We start from the raw sequence: 17,838 nt of genomic DNA, 5'->3' as shown, positions 1-17,838 counted from the left end.
TGGGCTGGCCGCACGAGGAACATGACTCGGGTCGTCCCTGCCGCAAGTCGCCACTGTATGACACGCTGAAATCGCAGGGCGCGTGTTTTGGTGAGAAACTGGGTTGGGAACGCCCGAACTGGTACGCGGATGCATCGCTGGGAGAGACCGCGAAGGATGAATACAGCTTCGGTCGCCAGAACTGGTTCGATGCAGTGGGCCGAGAGCACAAGGCTGCGCGTGAGGCGGCGGTGCTGTTCGATCAGACTTCGTTTGCCAAATTCGCGCTGAAAGGCCCGGACGCTTTGGCGGCAATGAACTGGATCTGCGCCAACGATGTGAACAAGCCGGTCGGTGCGTTGGTTTATACCCAGATGCTGAACGACAAGGGCGGTATCGAATGTGACCTGACTGTCGGCCGGGTTGCACATGATGAGTTCTACATCGTCACCGGCACTGGCTTTGCCACACATGATTTCGACTGGATCAACCGCAATATCCCCGAAGGCATGAATTGCCAACTGTTCGACATCACCTCATCGAATGCGGTGCTGTCGCTTATGGGACCAAAGGCACGGGATATTCTGGCGGCGGTGACGCGAGATGATGTTTCGAATGACGGGTTTAAATTTGGAACGATCCGCACCATTGGCATCGCCGGATGCCCGGTCAAGGCGCTGCGTGTGACATATGTGGGTGAGCTTGGCTGGGAACTGCATCTGCCAGTGGAATATGCCCAAACCGTCTATGCCGCGCTGATGGAGACGGGCGCGCCTCATGGTCTGGTGAATGCAGGATACCGCTCTATTGAATCGCTGCGGCTTGAGAAGGGCTACCGCGCATGGGGCTCGGATATCGGGCCGGATCATACACCGTTCGAAAGCGGGCTGGGCTGGGCCGTCAAGCTGCGCAAGGATGTTGACTTCAAAGGCCGTGCCGCATCCGAAAAGCAGAAAGCAGAAGGCGTCAAAAAGATGCTGGCCTGTTTCACAGTTGATCCGGATATCGTTCTGTTGGGTCGGGAAACAATCTATCGCAATGGCGAACGGGTCGGTTGGCTGACCTCGGGCGGGTATGGATATACCGTCGGAAAATCGATTGGATATGGTTACATCCGCAACTCCGATGGCGTTGACCCAGAATATGTCACGTCCGGAGTGTATGAATTGGACGTAGCCACCACAAGAGTACCCTGTCAGGTGACTTTGCAGCCGCTTTACGACCCCAAGATGGAACGCGTAAAGGTCTGAAATCTGTATCAACGCAGATGTATCCATCTGAAAGGATTGAAATGGTCGCCGCACATACGCTGAAGGAACATGCTATTCAGATGGCTGATATTGCGTCGTCATCTGCGATGCGGTTTTTTCGCGGATCTCTGGGTGTCGAGTTCAAACTGGATGAAAGCCCTGTGACGCAAGCAGACAAAGCGGTGGAAGCTGAGGTTCGGTCCTACCTGAACCAGCATTTTCCCTCGCATGGGGTCTTCGGCGAAGAACACGGGCAAGAGGCAGGTGACGGACGGCACATGTGGGTCATTGATCCAATCGACGGGACCCGATCATTTCTGTCCGGCCATCCTTTGTTCGGGTTCCTGTTGGCTCACTTGGTGGACGGGCAGCCTCAGTTAGGCTTGGTCGGAATGCCCGTTTTGAATGAGGTGTATGTCGGTGTCATAGGTGAAGGGGCAGCTCTGAACGGTAAACCCATTCGGACCTCGCAACAAAAGCGCTTGGATCAGTCTATCCTATACGTAAACGAGGGGGACAAGATCCATCGCGATCATCCGGACCTGTTCAACCGTTTGATGCAGGCCGGGCAGACGCGTCGGTTCGCCTATGACTGTTACCCGCATGCGCTGCTGGCTGCGGGGCATGTGGATGCCGTAGTGGACTATGACCTTCAACCCTATGACTACTTGGCGGTTGCGCCGCTTATTGCGGCAGCTGGTGGTGTGATGACCGATTGGCAGGGCAGGGCTTTGACACTGGAGTCCGATGGTGCTGTCGTATCGGCGGCTACCCCAGAACTGCATTCAGATCTTTTGAAACTGATCAACACATAGTCATGCGAAGAAAGGCCCGGCACTGTGGCCGGGCCCTTCTGTTTTTGATTATTCGGCAGCGATGGCCTGTTCAGAGCCAGTGGATTTCGCAATCGGGCTCCATTCCAGATCACCTGTGTAACGCCATGCCAGGTCGCCATTTTCATCCATTGCGATCAGGTGAAGCCAGCGATTGTCAAACAGGGCTTTGACATTCGCATGCCGTTTCAGAATGTCGTTCATGGCCTCGCGTGGTGCTTCGATCACAACGGACAGGCGCAAAGGATCATGCTGGAACACTTCGCCATCATGAACCGATTGCCAGGGCAGCCCTGGGCGCAAAGCGCCTCCGTTCCCCTCGACAACACCAATCCCGCCGACCACGTTGTGCAGCAATTTGTTGCCGCCGCCAAACAAGCCCGGCGCGACGGACGAGCCATAGTATTGCAGGCTGATCCAACTCGCCACGACAACCGGGGCGGTCATGATCAACTCCAACACGCCAAACCCATCATCCGAGCGCCAGTCATAGCTGTGCAGAAAGGACTGACCGGCCAACCCGGTCCCATCGGTCCGGCTGCGTGGGGCCGCAATGAAGGCCCGGCAGCCGGCCAAACCCCATTCAGGCCGAAGTTCGGCCCAATCCTTGGCGCGGCGGGCAATATCGTCGCCCTTATTGGCACGGGGGAGCCGCGCCGAACGCTCGGCACGCGCCAGACGCCCGGCTTCCGCCAGCCAGGTTTTCAGCTGCGCGATTTGGGGTGCCCATGATCCCGCCGGATGATCCTGATCAAACAGAGTGACGTCATCCGTTGTTGTGTGGTGCATGGCGGGCAGGAACAGCGTGTCAGTAGGAATGTCGATCCCTTTGTCCCGTAGGCCATCCCGCACTTGATTGTCGTTTAGCAGGCTGGCCAGCAGCCGAGCGCTGACGTCCCCTGCATGACCACCGCAAGCGCCGCATTGCAACGCGCTTTCGTGCGGATTGTTGGTAACATCCGCGCCATGCCCGGCCAGCATAACGATGCGTGCAAAATTGCTTGTCAGCGACATTGCGCCCAAAATGGTTTTCGCAGTATCGACGCGTGTTGCCAAATCCATCGAAGGATCCAGTTTCGGGGCGGGATCAAACTTGCTTGTCTTGCCACTGGTCGCCAGCGAGTCCCGAAGCAATTTTCCCGCATAAACCGGTCCGGTCGCTTCGACGAAGGCAAAGGATGACACAGCTGCCAATTTGAAGCGGCCCCAAGCACGTTTCGCGCGGGCAGTATAGCGCCGATCGAGATCGGACAGCGTGTCTTCTGCCGCCTTGGACGTAACATTGGGGTTCAGAAGAACGGGTCCCCGCAGTTCGGTCACGTCTGACCCTGCGCATTTATGCGCGCTGGCCAACCCGAAGAACCCGGCAAAGCCAATGGTTTCAATGCCCGCATCCTGCGCTTCCAGCGCCCGGCGAAAAACTTCGGACCGGACGTCAATACAGAACGCGGCCTGAACCATGGGGCGGCCTTCGGTTGCTCTTGGCTGAGATCCGGACAAAGCCTGACCCAGCTTGCGCTGTTGTGCCCGTTCAGCGGCATCTTGGAGAATGGCGTCAATCACCATGTCACGGGACGGTGTGATCGGCGTTTCGTGTATTGCTATGGTTTCCGACCAACGTGCCGAAATCTGATCGCGGTACTGATGGAACAGCGCTTCTTCAAACACCATCCGAATGGCAAGCAGTTCCGCCGTTGTTGTGTCGGTCTGACCCTGAAGCTCGGCCTGCCACAACAGGTAGCGTGCATATTGCGCCCAACCGCCCAGCGTGATCAGCCAGCGATGAAAGGTTGTCCCGGCCGCCTCTGGCGTCACGCCCAGCGTTTCCGCAGCCCGTCCGATGGCCCGCCATTGAGAACGGTTGGTGGCCGCCACAAACGCGCCAAAGCCTTTCAACCCATTGATTTCCGGCGTCAGGTCGCGCGAGGCAAACTCCCGCCATGCACTGAACGCACCACCGGCACGGCTGGGCTGCCACAGGGCCTGACCTTCGTCGAAATGGCTTGCGGCCCAAGCTCCGATACGTTCTTCGATCAAACCCGGCCAGTCGATGCCTGATACGTCTGCGGCGAGATCTGCAACCGTAGGCAAAGGGGCAAGAGGTGCGGCGTCGTCGGTCAAGGCAGCCGTCACATCTTCGAGCTTTGGTGGATCAAAGCGGCTCTCGACATGAGAAATTGCCTCGACCAGATCACCGTCAACCATCTCGCCGGTTTTCAGCTTTTCGGCCATGGCCTGCCGGTCAGGGGTGATGCGTACACCAGCGACCCGACCAAGGCGTGCAGCTGTCACGGCGAGCGTGTCTTCAGTCTGGCCGAGGAAGGGGTTAACAGCGACGTTGGCCGCCAGCGGAAATAAAGGGGGGATCTGGCGCACCGCGTCATTTGCAATCGCGACCAGTTCCAAAAGCGGAGCAGGATAGCTTTCGTGTTTCATATACATGTCTGATCCCCTTTTTTACAAAGTCCGACGCGTGGACCATCCGTCCAGCAGCCGGTCAAAGATTGCATTGGCATAAAGTCCGTTGGACAGATGAACCCGGATACCAGCCGCCGCAGGATGCGAGGCCCAAAGCGGGAAGGTCGACTGAGCCAGTGCCACAGCACCAAAGCTGATCAGAGCCAGAACGATCAGAGCCCATTCCAGCGGTCCTGCAGCGGGTGTGGGTGGCAACATACCGGCGGTCAGATGCTGCGCTGCAATTTGCAGCACGAAGTAGCTGACAGATGTTGCTCCGGCATAGATGACGGTGCGACGGGTCAGGGCACCCGGGGCTGCATCCGCAAAGCCTTGGGCCAGCAGATAAGCGACGCCGAAGATCAGGATAACGCCCAGTGCGATGGCTTGGACAGATTTCCCTTCGATTCCGAATACCGAAGCGACCACGCCGTAGATCAGAATGCCGGTTGCGAAAGCCAGCAATACGTTGCGTGCGCTTGGCACAGCCACTGGCCCCGGCCGACGGATCGCCGCAACGTTGCGCACGGCTTCACCGGCGCTTAGGAAGGCATGCGCTTTGTAAAGTGAGTGCGCCACGATGTGCAGCAGCGCCAACGGGAACAGTGCCAGCCCGCATTGCATGATCATGAACGCCATCTGAGCGATTGTGGACCATGCCAGAGACGTCTTTACCGCGGGTTGCGTCAGCATCACCAACCCGCCAAACAGCGCAGTGAACCCGCCCAGCATGACCAGCAGGGCCATGATGCCCGGTGCGACCAACATCACGTCAGCAAAGCGGATCAACAGGAACCCGCCCGCATTAATTACGCCAGCGTGCAGCAGGGCCGACACCGGCGTCGGTGCTTCCATAACCTCGGTCAACCAGCCATGGACAGGGAACTGAGCTGATGCCAGCACGGCTGCCAATGCGATCAACAGGGCCGCAATAATTGTCACCACGGTTGGTTGCGCCGATGACAGGATCGTGGCGATATCGGTCGTTCCGTAGCCGATGATCAACAGAACCACCGCAATCGCAAGCGCAGCTTCGCTGAGCCGCGCCACAACGGCCTTTTTACGTGCCGCGCGCTGCGCCGTTGTGCGTTCGGGGTAGAACAGCAGCAGTTGATTCAACGCCAGACTTGTCGCGATCCAGGCGGCAAAAAGTTGAAGGATGTTGCCGGACATGACCAGCAACAGAACCGAGGCAAGCGCAACGGACATCCATCCGGTGAACGCACCCTGTTTCTGCTCACCATCCATATAAGTCGCCGAATAGCGCAGGACGATCCAGCCAATGAAGCTGACCAGAACCAGCATCGTGGCGCTCACCGCGTCTAGCCGTACTGACAATCCGACGCCCCAGAACCCGATCAGTGCCGATGTTCCGGATCCATTCGCAATCAGCAATAATGCGGACACAGCAGACACCGCAAAGGCCACCAATGCAGCCCATTCTGCGATTTGAGGTACATTACCCGGTCGCATCCCCGGATGGCGGCTGCAATAGTAAGCCGATACCAGAAGGATGACTGGACTGAGGAGGGGTAGAAGCAAGTAGCTCATGCGTATGTCCCTTGACGTTCAATGCTGACTCGACGTGTTCAGAGACACATATTTCGCACCACATCATATGAAAAATACATTGTTTGATAAAAAACGTTCGTATATTTAGAACGATATGCCACTTAACTATCATCATCTCCGCTATTTCTGGGCGGTTGCCCATGACGGCAACCTGACCCGCACTGCACAACGTTTGAATCTGTCTCAGTCCGCCTTGTCCGTGCAGATAAAAGAGCTGGAAGATCGCCTTGGCCATCCGCTGTTTGAGCGCAGAGGCCGCAAGCTGCACCTGACCGAAGCCGGGCATATCGCGCTGGACCACGCGGATGCGATTTTTGCGACGGGTCAAGAGCTTGTGGCAACCTTACAAGATGCTGGAAACACACGGCAGGCGCTTAGGGTAGGGGCGCAGTCCACCCTGTCACGGAACTTTCAGATTCGCTTTTTGCGACCGATATTGGCGCGTGTCGATGTCGAGGTCATCTTAAGGTCTGGCAGTCCAAGTGAATTGCTGGAAGGGCTTGAAACGCTGAATTTTGATCTGGTCCTTATGAACCATGAGCCCGCGAGTGACAGCTTGACCAGCTTTGTCACGCATCATCTGGCCGAACAACCGGTCAGTATCGTTGGAACCCCGGATCGCCTTGACCCGACCCGCCCAATACGGGATTTGTTGGAAGAACAACCTTTTATCTTGCCCACAACCAACAACAGTGTTCGTACAGCGTTTGACGCTATGGCCAGCCGCATGTCGGTGCGCCCTCAGGTGGCCGCCGAAGTAGACGATATGGCCATGATGCGGCTTCTGGCGCGCGAGGATATTGGTCTGGCTCTGGTGGCCCCGATCGTTGTTCAGGATGAGCTGAACTCGGGCCGTTTGGTCGAGGCAAAAGAGCATCCGAAGATCAAAGAAAACTTCCACGCAATTACGTTCAAGCGCCGTTTTCCTAATCCCTTGGTGCAAGAGCTTTTGTCAAACGGGCCGGACACGCCGGCTGATATCTGACGTCAATCACCGCGCGCGGATTTGAACAGGTATAGGAACACAAAAAGAGACCCGATCGACGTTGTTACGATTCCCACGGGCAGTTCTTGTGGGGCCAGAAGAAGGCGGGACAGAATATCGGACATCGTCAGCAGGATGGCCCCTACGATGGCTGAAGTAATCAACAGGTTTCTGTGCAGCGTACCGGCAATGCCACGTGCGATATGAGGGACCATTAACCCGACAAAGCCAATGACACCGGCCACGGACACAAAGCTTGCCGTCGCCAATGCAGCAACAAAGAACATACTGAAACGCAGACCTTGAACAGGTATGCCCAGTGAGGACGCCGTGAAGTCTCCGGTCAAAAGGGCATCCAGCCAGCGACTACGGTAAAGAGCGTAACTCAGGATCAGGGCTAGTCCTGTCAGAACCAGTGGGAATGTCTCCCACCGTGCAAGGCCCAACCCGCCGAGCATCCAGAAGATGACTGAATGCGCCGCGCGGTTATCACCGGAAAAAATCAAATAGTTAGTGATGGCGGAGAATAGAAAGGACACGGCCAAACCGGCCAGAATCAGTTTCTCAGGCGCACTTGTACGCAGGCCCTGAACCAGTGCCAGAACAATACCCGAAGCGATCAAACCCCCGCAAAATGCCGCCAATGGCAAGGTCCAAATACCCAGTACATCACCCGTGACAGTGATCACCAAAACCGCCCCCGCAGCCGCGCCCGAGGACAGGCCAAACAAGAATGGATCGGCCAGGTCGTTGCGCGTGGTTGTTTGCAAAACCACACCAACAACCCCCAGACCCGCCCCGATGACCGCGGCGAACAAGGCGCGGGGCAGGCGCAAATCAAAAACGATCCGGTGGAGCGGGGACATGTCGCCCTCGGTCAGGCCTGTTCCAAGACCAATCGCAGCGACCACGTCCCGCACGGGAATTTTAGTTGTTCCATAAACGATGGAAAGCAGCAAAAGGGCGATCAGAACGATCGCCCCCAGCAAGATCGAACGGCCCAAATGGACCATATCAGTTGGTCTCCGGGTGCATTGCCTTGACCATCTTTTCAATGGCCTCAATGTTTGCCGGGCCGGGTGTCAGCTCTTCATAGCGCAGGCCGATCCAGCGCTCGTTCTTGACTGCATCGGTTTGAGACATGACAGGATGATCTTTCAGGAACTGGAAGGTATCTTCTGCACCGTTTCCTGTCTGATAGTCCAGCAGAACCAGGAATTCCGGGTTTGCAGCGGCCACGGTTTCCCACGACGTACGGCCCCAGCTGGTGTCCATGTCATGGGTCACATTCTCTCCGCCAGCAGCTGCGATCATCGCGTCGGGTATCGCAAATTTGCCAGCGGTAAACGGAGCGTCAGCTGGCCCGTCCAACAGGAAGACACGGGGTTTTGGTAGATCAGCTGTTTTGGCTTCGATAGCGGCCAGTTGGTCTTTCCAGCCCGAGACAAGCTGTTGTGCCTTGGCTTCGACGCCCATGACCTGACCCAAGCGCATAACGTCCCCAAACAGCAGGTCCATGCTGGCCTCTGGGCGGTCTTTGTTCAAATGTACGCAGCTTTCGGTCAGGACCATGGTCTTGATGCCGAAAGGTGCCAGGGTGTCCGGGGTAACCTCTCCACCCGGCTGCATACCGTAGTACCATCCTGCAAAGAACATGTCGGGTTCTACAGCGATGAGGTTTTCAACAGTGGGGTATTTTGGTGCAAGCTCTGGGATATCACCGCGCTGCGCATCAAAGTCAGGGCTTGTCTTGTACCAGCCGGTGATGCCGGTCAGGCCCACGATCTTGTCTTGCAGACCCAATGCAAACGCCATGTCGGTCATGTTCATGTCGTGAACAACGATCCGCTCGGGCGCGGCTTCAAAAACCAGCGGTTCGCCGCAATTGTCCACTGTGATGGCTTCTGCGGCCGCGCCGCTTGCCAGGCCAGTGAACAGAGCCACAGGCCAAAGTTTCTGCATCATTGTAAGCTCCTGTTATGATGACAGTTTTCGTTTTCGGATGTCCAACGCAGGGATCATGCGGCCTTCATGCTGAAAGCACAGATAATCCACGCCAAAGGTGTCGCGGACGCGTTCCGTGGTCAGCACTTCGCTGACCGGCCCATATCCCGTCAGGCGTGTGGATTTCATCAAAGCCACATGCGTTGCGAATTCCGGGATCATGACCAGATCGTGGACGATCATGACCACCGTGACGCCCAACTCGGCCACCAGGGACAACATGTGCCCCTTTGCGTCGGGATCCAGATGATTGGTCGGTTCGTCCAGAAACAACAAGGATGGGTTTTGTGCCAAAGCGCGTGCGATATGAGCACGCTGTCGCTCGCCGCCAGATAGCTGGCTCATCGGCTTTCGGGAAAGATGTGACAAACCGGTTGTTTCCAGAACTCGATCGAGGTCTTCCCTGTGCTCGGTAACCGATTTTTCAGCCCGAATAGGGATTTGCCCAAGCGCAACATAGTCCCGCAGACGCAGCCGACCGTCAGGCGTTTCCTGCTGCCCGACAACCGCGATGGTGCGGGCGCGCTCATGCGCGGACAGTGTGCGTAAACTTTGGCCTTTGATCCGCACATCACCCAGCGCAATACGTTCTATTCCGCAAAGCAGCTTGAGCAGCGTTGTTTTCCCCGCACCATTCGGTCCCGCTATTGCCAGAATCGAGCCTTCGTCCAAGCCGAACGACACGTCTTGTAGGAGGACATCGCCATTCAAAGCGTAATATTCGAGACCTTCCACTGACAGAAAACTCATGACATCCTCTCGGTTGGCAGGGCCGGTATTCGCGACAAGGTCTTGGTGAATAGCGCGGGCGGGCGTTCGGTTGCACTTGTCCAACCATCGGAACTAAGACGATATTGCTCGGCAAATTCCGCCACTGCGTCCAGATCCAGTTCCGTGTCGATGTCGCCAAACAGATACTGCGCCTTTCCCGGTGCCTGAAGGCCAATGGTGGTTGGTTGGGAACAGCCCGCCATGCAATCAACTGTTCGTATTGCAAATCCTTCGGGCAGTATTGGTGCCAATGCGCCAGTCACTTGATCGGTGGACATGGCACCAGTGCAGGTCGCGCACACAAGAATGAAATGATCAGCGGTTTTCGTCATTGCGTGTAGCGCTTACAGTGGGATGGAATAATATGCAATGTTATAACGTAACGGTAAACATTGCTAACGGCACAGCAGGCTGTCCCGGCACCGCAGAAGTTGGAGAAGAGTTTGTTACTGTCAGTCACCCTTAACACTGTCCGCTCCGCTTGAAACCAAGCGCGGACAGAAGGTGCCACCAATGTAAACACGCGAAAAACGTGCCATCAAAGCCTCCTTCCAGGACGCCCCGCCCCGGGTTGGTTGAACATCGGATGGCAGGTCTCCTGACTTGCGGGTCTAGGCTCGGCCCACCTTCCCAACCCTTTCGGGGTCAGTGGTGCTTTGGCGTCGCTCTCCGCTTACAGTTGCGGGGGCAGTCACGGACTTGGCAAAATACTGTGCCGCACCGTATTCCCATTTTCATCCCTTACGGAACCATCCCGCTCAGCTAGTCTCGCAGTGCTTGACTTGTCAAGCGGGAGATTGAGTGGCTTTGGGCGAAATCACTTGGGCTCAGCCCAGTTGCCTGTCGGAAATTGCCAGCCCGGTCTGCGTCAGTAGTCGGAAACCAATAAGAAATCTGGCGCGGCATCTTCTTCGATTTTTGAAAATCGTGGGATCGGATCTTCAAACACATTATCCGTGCGATCGTCATTCACGGTCGAAACCTCGCCAATAAGGCAATCGCCGTGCTCGGCCCAGAACGCGTGCCAGATCCCCGGCATCAGGGTTACGCTTTGCCCCGGTTTCAGGCGTAGATGCTCGCCCGGTTGCAACGTGACCGGGCAGGCATCGCTGGGCACTGTGACCGGTGTTTGCCGGTCGATGCCACCCTCTGGGTCAGATGCATAGATCTCAATCACCAGATCACCGCCACCCCGGTTGATAATGTCTTCTGCCTTGACGATGTGGCGATGCATAGGAGACAGTTGTTTCTCTTTCGAGATCAACAACTTTTCGGCGTAAAGCATTCCGCGCCCGGACTTCAAATCATTCACCTCGCCGTTGCGCAGGGTGAAGAGGAACAGGCCCAGCTCATCAAACCGGCCCTGCGCGTAGTCGGTGATGTCCCACCCCAAGCCGCGGCTGCGGATCGTTTCCGCCAACGGGCTGCGCATCTGTTCGGGGGACCAATTAGCGAAAGGCGGCAATACGGCTCCAAAGGATTGGATGAAATGCTGCGCTTCGGATTTGATGCGATTTATGTCAGATCGTTTCATTGGTCTTTCCAAGAATTATAACTCATGAGCCCAGGGCGGTTCAGCCCCAGCACGAGATACGGTTACAGCTGCAACTTCAGCACCCAGTTCCATGGCTGCGCGCAAGGCGTTAGGAGTTAAGTTGCGTACAGCAGGTTTTGTCAGATGCCCGGAGCGGCTGAGACCGGTGAGAACACCTGCATTGAACGTGTCCCCCGCACCGATCGTATCCACGACCTGCACCGGTTTTACCGGCACCGTCACTTGCGATCCATCCGCCAGATACCCGTTTGCGCCATCGCCGCCCCGGGTCACGATCAGGGCTGATGGTCCGGCTTGCAACAACAAGGCTGCTTTGGCTGCTTCGGGTTCCGCACCGGGAATGATCCAGTCCAGATCCTCGTCCGACACTTTCACGATATCGGACTGCGCGATCATGCGGTTCAAGCGAGTTCGAAACCGGGTTTGATCCTGAATAAAACCCGGACGAATGTTAGGATCCAGCATGACAGGGCGGTCATTCCCATGTTGGTTCAACAAGGATGCGTAAGCATCTGCACATGGTTCACACGCCAAGCTTATACCCCCAAGATAGAGGGCCGAGATGGCAGGAAGTTGATCCGGTATATCTTCGGGCGTCAACATACGCCCAGCCGTGTTTTCATCAACAAAACTGTAGGTTGCGTGACCATCTTCAAGTTGAACAAAAGCAAGAGTGCTGGGGCGATCCGAAAGTATGACATGCGAAACGTCAACGTGGCTTGCCTTTAATGCGTTGATCAGTTGTTGACCGAACATGTCCGTAGATACACCGGTCAGCATCCCCACGGACTCACCCAAGCGCCCCATGGCGACAGCTGTATTCAAGATCGCGCCACCCGTGTGAGGCACAAAGCCGCGCGCGCCGGACACTGTCGGCTCGGCAATCATGTCAATCAGGGCTTCCCCACAGCACAGGATCATTCCAACGTCCTTTCCCAGAGCCTCAAGCGTGCAAGATGTTCAACGCTTCAGTGCGTTTTTGCAAAAGTTGTTTGCCCCGATGATGCCGAACTCGGCCTGCTCTGAGACGTAAAGGTTCAAGGATTTGCGAAGCTCGCTGAAACGCCCGCCGCCATTAAATGCGTCCTTGAAGTCCTGATCAAACAGCCAGCGGTTTTTCTCGGCGACCCCGCCGACAAGAAACACTCCACCAGCAGGCATAAGCGTGACAGCCATATCACCCATAAGCGCGCCCAGATGCGTTGTGAACATCTGTGCAGTTTTGATTGCGATGGGATCTGAGGCATCGCGGGCTTCCGACAATATGTCTTTGGCCGACCGAAATGACGATTGCTCAGCACCCGCTGCCAACCCAACTGCCTGATACAGGATAGGAAGGCCAGTTCCGCTCAGGAACATCTCTGCCTCCAACGCAAGGCTGTCGCCAAAGAAACAGTCCGGGGCAATGTGACGGGCGGCTTCAAAGATCTCGACCTCGTCCCGGTGACGCGGATAAAGCCCGACATGCCCACCTTCGCCCGAAACCGTGTGATAATGACCTTCGGAATACAACAATGCGCCGACACCCAGGCCAGTTCCAGGCCCCACCACCAATCGTGTGCCTGCAGGTGGTTTGGCCTGACCTTGCAAAACCGAAATATCGTTTTGTGTGATGTCGGCGACGGACCATGCCGCGGCTGTGAAGTCATTGATGACAAAAGTATGTTCCGCTCCGGTAGCCTGCGCCAACTCAATTTCCGACAGGTCCAGGTTTGCATTCGTCAGACGGATCACCCCATCCCTGACGGGACCAGCCCCCGCAGCAACGACCGCCTGAGGATTTGTGCCAACCTCATCGCGCAACGCGTGAAAGGCGTTCAGCAAATCTTCCAGAGTTCCCGTTGGGTGCTTGCGCAGGTCTGTTAGTTCACCGTTTGTCACAACACCCAGACGGGTGTTTGTTCCACCGATGTCCGCAACCAAATTCCAGTGTTCATGCACAGATCCGGATGGTTGCGCTAACGGCTGAGAGACGTTCTGCCCCTCTGAAAGGGCGGATTTAAGCGCCAAGAACGACGCTTTGGGCGTTCTTTCCAGAGTTTCAAAGTCTACGTCCACAAGTCCAAACCTTTTCTCATACCCGAAGGCCCATTCATAATTGTCCAGCAGAGACCAGACAAAATAGCCTTTCACCGGAACATCTTGTGCCAAAGAGCTCTGTACGGCTGCAAGGTGTGTATCGAGATATTCGATACGGTCCTCATCCCGCACGCGCTCTGCGCTCGCCATTCCGTTTTCGGTGATATAGATTGGCAGCCCGCCCGTATAGTCCTTCTGTGTGCGAACCAGAAAACGGGTCAGGGCCGAAGGGTCAATTTCCCAGCCCATCTGCGTTTTTGGCAATGGTCCCGGAACATCCGTCAAGCTGGGCCATGCGGAATCGTTGGGTGCAATCAGCTTGCGCGTGTAATAGTTCAACCCGCACCAATCGACCGGCATACCAATTGTTTCGAAATCATCCTGCCAGCCAGAGGGCAAATGCGGCTCAAGGCCGTCCAGTACCAGTTGAGGATACTCTTTCCTGAAAACACCACCAAGAAAGAACCGATTGTAAATCGCGTCATACCGGTCCGCTGCAAGCTGTGCTTCGGCGCTGTCATCGGCGGGTTCTGCCCATTCAAGGTTGAACACTGCGCCCAGGTTGCTCATGCCAAGGCTGCGCATAGCCTGAATTGCCCGCCCATGGGCCAGCAACACGTGGTGCATCGCGCGGGCCGTAGCGCGAATATCGCGCAGGCCGGGGGCGTGATGACCCTCGAAATGACTGAGCCAGCTGACACACCAAGGCTCGTTGATGGGGGCCGCACTGAACATCCTGTCACCGATGCGGCCCATGATGATCTCGGTGAAATCTGCGAACCATCCCGCGATGTCACGGTTGCACCACCCCCCCTGATCCGCAAGCGCGGAAGGCAGTTCCCAGTGATACAAAGTCACACAGGGGCGGATTCCGCGGGCGAGCAGCGCGTCTGCCAGACGGTCATAGTAATCCAGCCCGGCCTGATTGATCTGGCCGCGTCCTTCTGGCAAGACACGCGCCCAGCTGGTCGAGAACCGATAACAGTCAAAACCGGCCTCGCGCACCAGATCGAAATCCTGCTCGAACCGGTTCAGGTGGTCGCAGGCCAGATCGCCGTTTTCCCCACGCACCACATTGCCGGGTGAGGCCGCAAACGTATCCCAGTGCGTTTGCCCGGCACCGCCTTGTCCGTGTCCTTCGATTTGATAGGCAGATGTGGCGACCCCAAAAAGGAAGTCTTTAGGAAAGTCAGCGCGAGAATGTTTCATGATCACGTCCTGTTGGGCACAGGGCCGGTCGAGCGGCCAACAACCAGTTCGGCCTCAAGCAATTTGGTATTGGGCGGACTATCCGGAGATTTGATCCGGTCAATCAGCATCTCTGCTGCCATTTCCCCGGCATGACGGACAGATGACCGGGTTGCCGTGAAAATCGGGACGTCTTGACCGTTCTTCAGATACGAAAGGTCATCGTCATGTGCTATGACCGAAACGTCGCGACCCATCACTAAGCCTGCTTCATCAAGGGCACGTCTGACCCCGATGGCGGAAATCATCGAGGACGCCAAAATAGCTGTTGGTGGGTCAGAAAGCTGCAACATGCCGCGCGTTTCCTGATGGCCATACACTTCGGTCATTTCGGCACTGCGCATCAGTTCAGGGTCAGCCGCTATTCCGGCTTGCTCGAAAGCTTCAAGATACCCCGCGCGCCGACGTTGTGCGAAATCCATCTCTTCCAGCCCGTTGATCAGTGCAATTCGACGATGACCCAGGTCAATCAAAAACCGCGTCGCCCGCAGAAAGGAACTTTTGTTGTTCACGTCGATCCAGTCATATGGCGTATCCGCACCTGTCGAGCGACCATGTACGATGAAGGGCACACCCATGCGTTTCAGAACTGCAATTCGGGGCTCATCAACCTTTGGACCTTGCAACACAACGCCATCAACTGCCCCTCGCTGAAAGAGGCTGCGATAGGCTTCTTCGATCGAGGTATCATCAGCGTTGGTGAACATCATGTCGTACCCGTATTCTGCATATTTTTTTGCGGCTCCGGCGACAAAATCTCCGAAGATTGGGTTCACCATTTCATGTTGGGACGAACTTGGGATCACATGCCCGATAACCATGGATCGACCGGTTGCCAGACCCTTTGCGCGACTATTGGGTCGGTACCCATGTTTCTGGGCGGCGGCTTGCACACGTACGCGCGTACCCTCGCTGACCTCGGGATAACCGTTTAGTGCACGGCTTACCGTTGTTTGCGAAAGACCCAGAATTTCTGAGAGCTGCTTTAGGTTCATTTTGCTACTCAAAGCGCCTTCAATTGTGTGCTTGCACTTGTTGTGTGGGCAATTTGAGCGTCCGTCAACTTGTTTTGCTGTAGTGGCGGGATTTATTAATAATGAAGGATCGCGAAAGCGAATTATTGACAGGGCGGAATTGTTAGCGGATAACACAATGCATTCAAAGCGCTTTGAAACTGAGTCTGCAAGCGCGCGAAAACTTGGGAGGAGGATTAGATGAGACACTCGCTTTATGCAGGTGCGGCGGTGTTCGCCCTGATGGCTGGGTCTGTTCAGGCGGAAGGAGAATTGATCCACGCCGTAGGTGAGGGCAGCTTTGACTGGGACGGGTTTCAGGCCTTTGCCGATGCAAACGATCTGTCCGGGGAAAGCCTGACCATCTTTGGCCCCTGGCTGGCGGGTGAAGGAAAGTCGTTTGAAAACCTCGTCGCGTATTTCGACGAAGCAACTGGTGCAAATTCCAGCTATGTGGGCTCAGATTCGCTTGAGCAGCAAATCCTCATTGACGCGGCAGCGGGCTCGGCGCCGAACCTGACGGTGTTTCCACAGCCTGGTCTGGCAGCGAATCTTGCAAAGCAGGGGTATCTGACGCCACTGGCTGAAGGATCAGCTGACTGGATCAAAGAAAACTTTGCCGCAGGTCAGTCCTGGGTCGATCTGGGCACGTTCGAGAACGACCAAGGCGCTGCCGAGTTCTATGGTTTTTTCTTCAATGTGAACGTCAAATCTCTGGTGTGGTACATCCCTGAGAACTTTGAAGATTTCGGGTACGAAGTGCCGCAGACCATGGAAGAGTTCAAAGCACTGATGGACCAGATGGTCGAAGATGGCGAAACCCCGCTATGCGTCGGTCTGGCTTCAGGTGGTGCAACCGGCTGGCCTGCAACCGACTGGGTTGAAGACCTGATGCTACGCACCCAACCACCAGAAGTCTATGACCAGTGGGTGTCGAACGAGATGAAGTTTGACGATCCTCGTGTGATCGCTGCAATCGAAGAATACGGCAGCTTTACCCGCAACGACGACTATGTTGTCGGGGATGCTGACGACACCGCCGCGATTGACTTCCGCGACAGCCCCAAAGGATTGTTCGACAGCCCACCGGCCTGCATGATGCACCGCCAGGCGTCGTTTATCCCTGCGTACTTCCCTGAAGGCACGGAACTGGGTGTAGATGCTGATTTCTTCTACTTCCCGGCTTATGCTGAAAAGGATTTGGGTACTCCGGTACTTGGGGCGGGTACTCTGTTCACTGTCACCAACCCGAACCCTGCGGCCGAAGCGTTCATGGAGTTCCTCAAGACACCCTTCGCGCATGAGATCATGATGTCGCAAGACGGCTTCCTGACACCTCATCTGGGTGCGAACCCCGAAAACTATTCCAACGACACCCAGCGCGGGCAGGGTGAAATCCTGACCAATGCCACGACGTTCCGTTTTGACGGATCTGATCTGATGCCGGGAGCGGTAGGGGCGGGTACGTTCTGGACCGGAATGGTGGATTATTCGTCGGGTGCAAAAGACGCAGCCACAGTGGCTGGCGAAATCCAGTCGTCCTGGGACGCGGCCAAGTAATCAACCGCTGGGGCGGTCTTAGGATCGCCCCGCTTGCCAAACGGATGAGCACACCATGACACCGGCACTTCAAGGCCTGCTGACGATCGCCATCGGCGTGTCGGGTTGTGTGGGCTATTTCTACCTATCAAACCAGTTTCTGGACAAAGTCCTGTTCCCGCCGCGCGGGCCGAATGCAGGGCGCAATATCAACCGTGCAAACATGATCCGGCCATGGCTGTTTCTGTTTCCAGCTCTTGCTGCGCTGGGGCTGTATTTGGCCTATCCGGTGGTTGAAACGCTGCGCCTGTCACTCACGGAGCGCGTGCCCGGCGGCGGGTACAGATGGGTTGGTCTGGACAATTACTCTCAAATGGCGGCTGAGCCGAAGTTTTGGGAGGCCATGCGCAACAACATGTTCTGGCTGATCGTTGTGCCGGCCATGTCCACGGCCTTTGGTCTGCTTGTTGCGCAATTAACCGACCGCATCCGCTGGGGTAACTTCGCCAAGTCCCTCATCTTCATGCCGATGGCGATTTCCTTTGTGGGTGCA

15 protein-coding genes, 1 pseudogene and 1 riboswitch are annotated in these 17,838 nt (G+C 56.3%); of the genes and pseudogenes, 5 read left to right on the top strand and 11 right to left on the bottom strand.

Annotated features, from left to right (window positions below; translation table 11 throughout):
• Positions 1-1,229 (top strand): aminomethyl transferase family protein (locus tag AC2FNU_RS18750; protein ID WP_496791448.1); only part of this gene is annotated, 1,229 nt, incomplete at its 5' end.
• Between the two features lie 41 nt (positions 1,230-1,270).
• Positions 1,271-2,044: an inositol monophosphatase family protein gene (locus AC2FNU_RS18745; RefSeq protein ID WP_496791444.1), complete on the top strand. Its 774-nt coding sequence runs from the start codon at positions 1,271-1,273 to the stop codon at positions 2,042-2,044.
• A 48-nt stretch (positions 2,045-2,092) separates the two neighbouring features.
• Here AC2FNU_RS18745 and AC2FNU_RS18740 read toward each other — a convergent pair whose 3' ends face one another.
• Complete coding sequence (locus tag AC2FNU_RS18740; protein WP_496791441.1) at positions 2,093-4,504, bottom strand: YbcC family protein; 2,412 nt, start codon at positions 4,502-4,504, stop codon at positions 2,093-2,095.
• A gap of 15 nt (positions 4,505-4,519) precedes the next feature.
• Positions 4,520-6,070, bottom strand: a complete 1,551-nt coding sequence (locus AC2FNU_RS18735; RefSeq protein ID WP_496791438.1) for a proton-conducting transporter transmembrane domain-containing protein — start codon at positions 6,068-6,070, stop codon at positions 4,520-4,522.
• 115 nt (positions 6,071-6,185) lie between these two features.
• On the opposite strand from AC2FNU_RS18735, the gene AC2FNU_RS18730 reads away from it, so the two are divergent.
• Positions 6,186-7,076 (top strand): LysR family transcriptional regulator, encoded by an 891-nt coding sequence (locus AC2FNU_RS18730; RefSeq protein WP_496791434.1) that lies wholly within the window; start codon positions 6,186-6,188, stop codon positions 7,074-7,076.
• 2 nt (positions 7,077-7,078) lie between these two features.
• Here AC2FNU_RS18730 and AC2FNU_RS18725 read toward each other — a convergent pair whose 3' ends face one another.
• From AC2FNU_RS18725 to AC2FNU_RS18685, 9 genes and pseudogenes are all read right to left on the bottom strand, one after another.
• Positions 7,079-8,089, bottom strand: a complete 1,011-nt coding sequence (locus tag AC2FNU_RS18725) for a FecCD family ABC transporter permease (RefSeq protein ID WP_496791429.1) — start codon at positions 8,087-8,089, stop codon at positions 7,079-7,081.
• 1 nt (position 8,090) lies between these two features.
• Complete coding sequence (locus AC2FNU_RS18720) at positions 8,091-9,041, bottom strand: ABC transporter substrate-binding protein (RefSeq protein WP_496791425.1); 951 nt, start codon at positions 9,039-9,041, stop codon at positions 8,091-8,093.
• 12 nt (positions 9,042-9,053) lie between these two features.
• A complete protein-coding gene (locus AC2FNU_RS18715; RefSeq protein ID WP_496791423.1) occupies positions 9,054-9,830 on the bottom strand; it encodes an ABC transporter ATP-binding protein in 777 nt (258 codons plus the stop codon).
• Positions 9,827-10,183, bottom strand: a complete 357-nt coding sequence (locus AC2FNU_RS18710) for a DUF1636 family protein (protein ID WP_496791420.1) — start codon at positions 10,181-10,183, stop codon at positions 9,827-9,829. Before AC2FNU_RS18710 ends, AC2FNU_RS18715 begins: the two co-directional genes overlap by 4 nt.
• A 239-nt stretch (positions 10,184-10,422) precedes the next feature.
• Positions 10,423-10,620, bottom strand: a riboswitch (cobalamin riboswitch).
• A gap of 99 nt (positions 10,621-10,719) precedes the next feature.
• A complete protein-coding gene (locus AC2FNU_RS18705; protein WP_496791416.1) occupies positions 10,720-11,385 on the bottom strand; it encodes a D-lyxose/D-mannose family sugar isomerase in 666 nt (221 codons plus the stop codon).
• A 15-nt stretch (positions 11,386-11,400) separates the two neighbouring features.
• Positions 11,401-12,327, bottom strand: coding sequence for a carbohydrate kinase family protein (locus AC2FNU_RS18700; protein WP_496791414.1), 927 nt, complete (start codon positions 12,325-12,327; stop codon positions 11,401-11,403).
• 39 nt (positions 12,328-12,366) lie between these two features.
• Positions 12,367-13,347 carry a glucokinase gene (locus tag AC2FNU_RS18695; RefSeq protein WP_496791453.1) on the bottom strand — a complete coding sequence of 327 codons (981 nt, stop codon included), beginning with the start codon at positions 13,345-13,347 and terminating at the stop codon, positions 12,367-12,369.
• Positions 13,348-13,392: 45 nt separating this feature from the next.
• Positions 13,393-14,694, bottom strand: a pseudogene (locus AC2FNU_RS18690) (GH1 family beta-glucosidase); the annotation flags it as partial.
• A gap of 2 nt (positions 14,695-14,696) precedes the next feature.
• The gene (locus AC2FNU_RS18685; protein WP_496791411.1) at positions 14,697-15,728 is read right to left on the bottom strand and encodes a LacI family DNA-binding transcriptional regulator; all 1,032 of its coding nucleotides are present in this window, start codon (positions 15,726-15,728) and stop codon (positions 14,697-14,699) included.
• A gap of 219 nt (positions 15,729-15,947) precedes the next feature.
• On the opposite strand from AC2FNU_RS18685, the gene AC2FNU_RS18680 reads away from it, so the two are divergent.
• Positions 15,948-17,306 carry an ABC transporter substrate-binding protein gene (locus AC2FNU_RS18680; RefSeq protein ID WP_496791409.1) on the top strand — a complete coding sequence of 453 codons (1,359 nt, stop codon included), beginning with the start codon at positions 15,948-15,950 and terminating at the stop codon, positions 17,304-17,306.
• Positions 17,307-17,361: 55 nt separating this feature from the next.
• Positions 17,362-17,838, top strand: a 477-nt coding sequence (locus tag AC2FNU_RS18675; protein ID WP_496791407.1) for a carbohydrate ABC transporter permease, incomplete at its 3' end; no start/stop codon positions are given.

This window comes from Ruegeria sp. BHSB064 (assembly GCF_059613205.1).
Note: the sequence above shows the minus strand (reverse complement) of the source record. Positions and strands in the feature narration are given on the sequence as shown.

What these genes read in the sequence shown, in the direction of transcription:
- AC2FNU_RS18745 (WP_496791444.1), top strand. Translation starts at nt 1,271, where the DNA reads ATGGTCGCCGCACATACGCTGAAGGAACATGCTATTCAGATGGCTGAT.
- AC2FNU_RS18740 (WP_496791441.1), bottom strand. Translation starts at nt 4,504, where the DNA reads ATGTATATGAAACACGAAAGCTATCCTGCTCCGCTTTTGGAACTGGTC.
- AC2FNU_RS18735 (WP_496791438.1), bottom strand. Translation starts at nt 6,070, where the DNA reads ATGAGCTACTTGCTTCTACCCCTCCTCAGTCCAGTCATCCTTCTGGTA.
- AC2FNU_RS18730 (WP_496791434.1), top strand. Translation starts at nt 6,186, where the DNA reads ATGCCACTTAACTATCATCATCTCCGCTATTTCTGGGCGGTTGCCCAT.
- AC2FNU_RS18725 (WP_496791429.1), bottom strand. Translation starts at nt 8,089, where the DNA reads ATGGTCCATTTGGGCCGTTCGATCTTGCTGGGGGCGATCGTTCTGATC.
- AC2FNU_RS18720 (WP_496791425.1), bottom strand. Translation starts at nt 9,041, where the DNA reads ATGATGCAGAAACTTTGGCCTGTGGCTCTGTTCACTGGCCTGGCAAGC.
- AC2FNU_RS18715 (WP_496791423.1), bottom strand. Translation starts at nt 9,830, where the DNA reads ATGAGTTTTCTGTCAGTGGAAGGTCTCGAATATTACGCTTTGAATGGC.
- AC2FNU_RS18710 (WP_496791420.1), bottom strand. Translation starts at nt 10,183, where the DNA reads ATGACGAAAACCGCTGATCATTTCATTCTTGTGTGCGCGACCTGCACT.
- AC2FNU_RS18705 (WP_496791416.1), bottom strand. Translation starts at nt 11,385, where the DNA reads ATGAAACGATCTGACATAAATCGCATCAAATCCGAAGCGCAGCATTTC.
- AC2FNU_RS18700 (WP_496791414.1), bottom strand. Translation starts at nt 12,327, where the DNA reads ATGATCCTGTGCTGTGGGGAAGCCCTGATTGACATGATTGCCGAGCCG.
- AC2FNU_RS18685 (WP_496791411.1), bottom strand. Translation starts at nt 15,728, where the DNA reads ATGAACCTAAAGCAGCTCTCAGAAATTCTGGGTCTTTCGCAAACAACG.
- AC2FNU_RS18680 (WP_496791409.1), top strand. Translation starts at nt 15,948, where the DNA reads ATGAGACACTCGCTTTATGCAGGTGCGGCGGTGTTCGCCCTGATGGCT.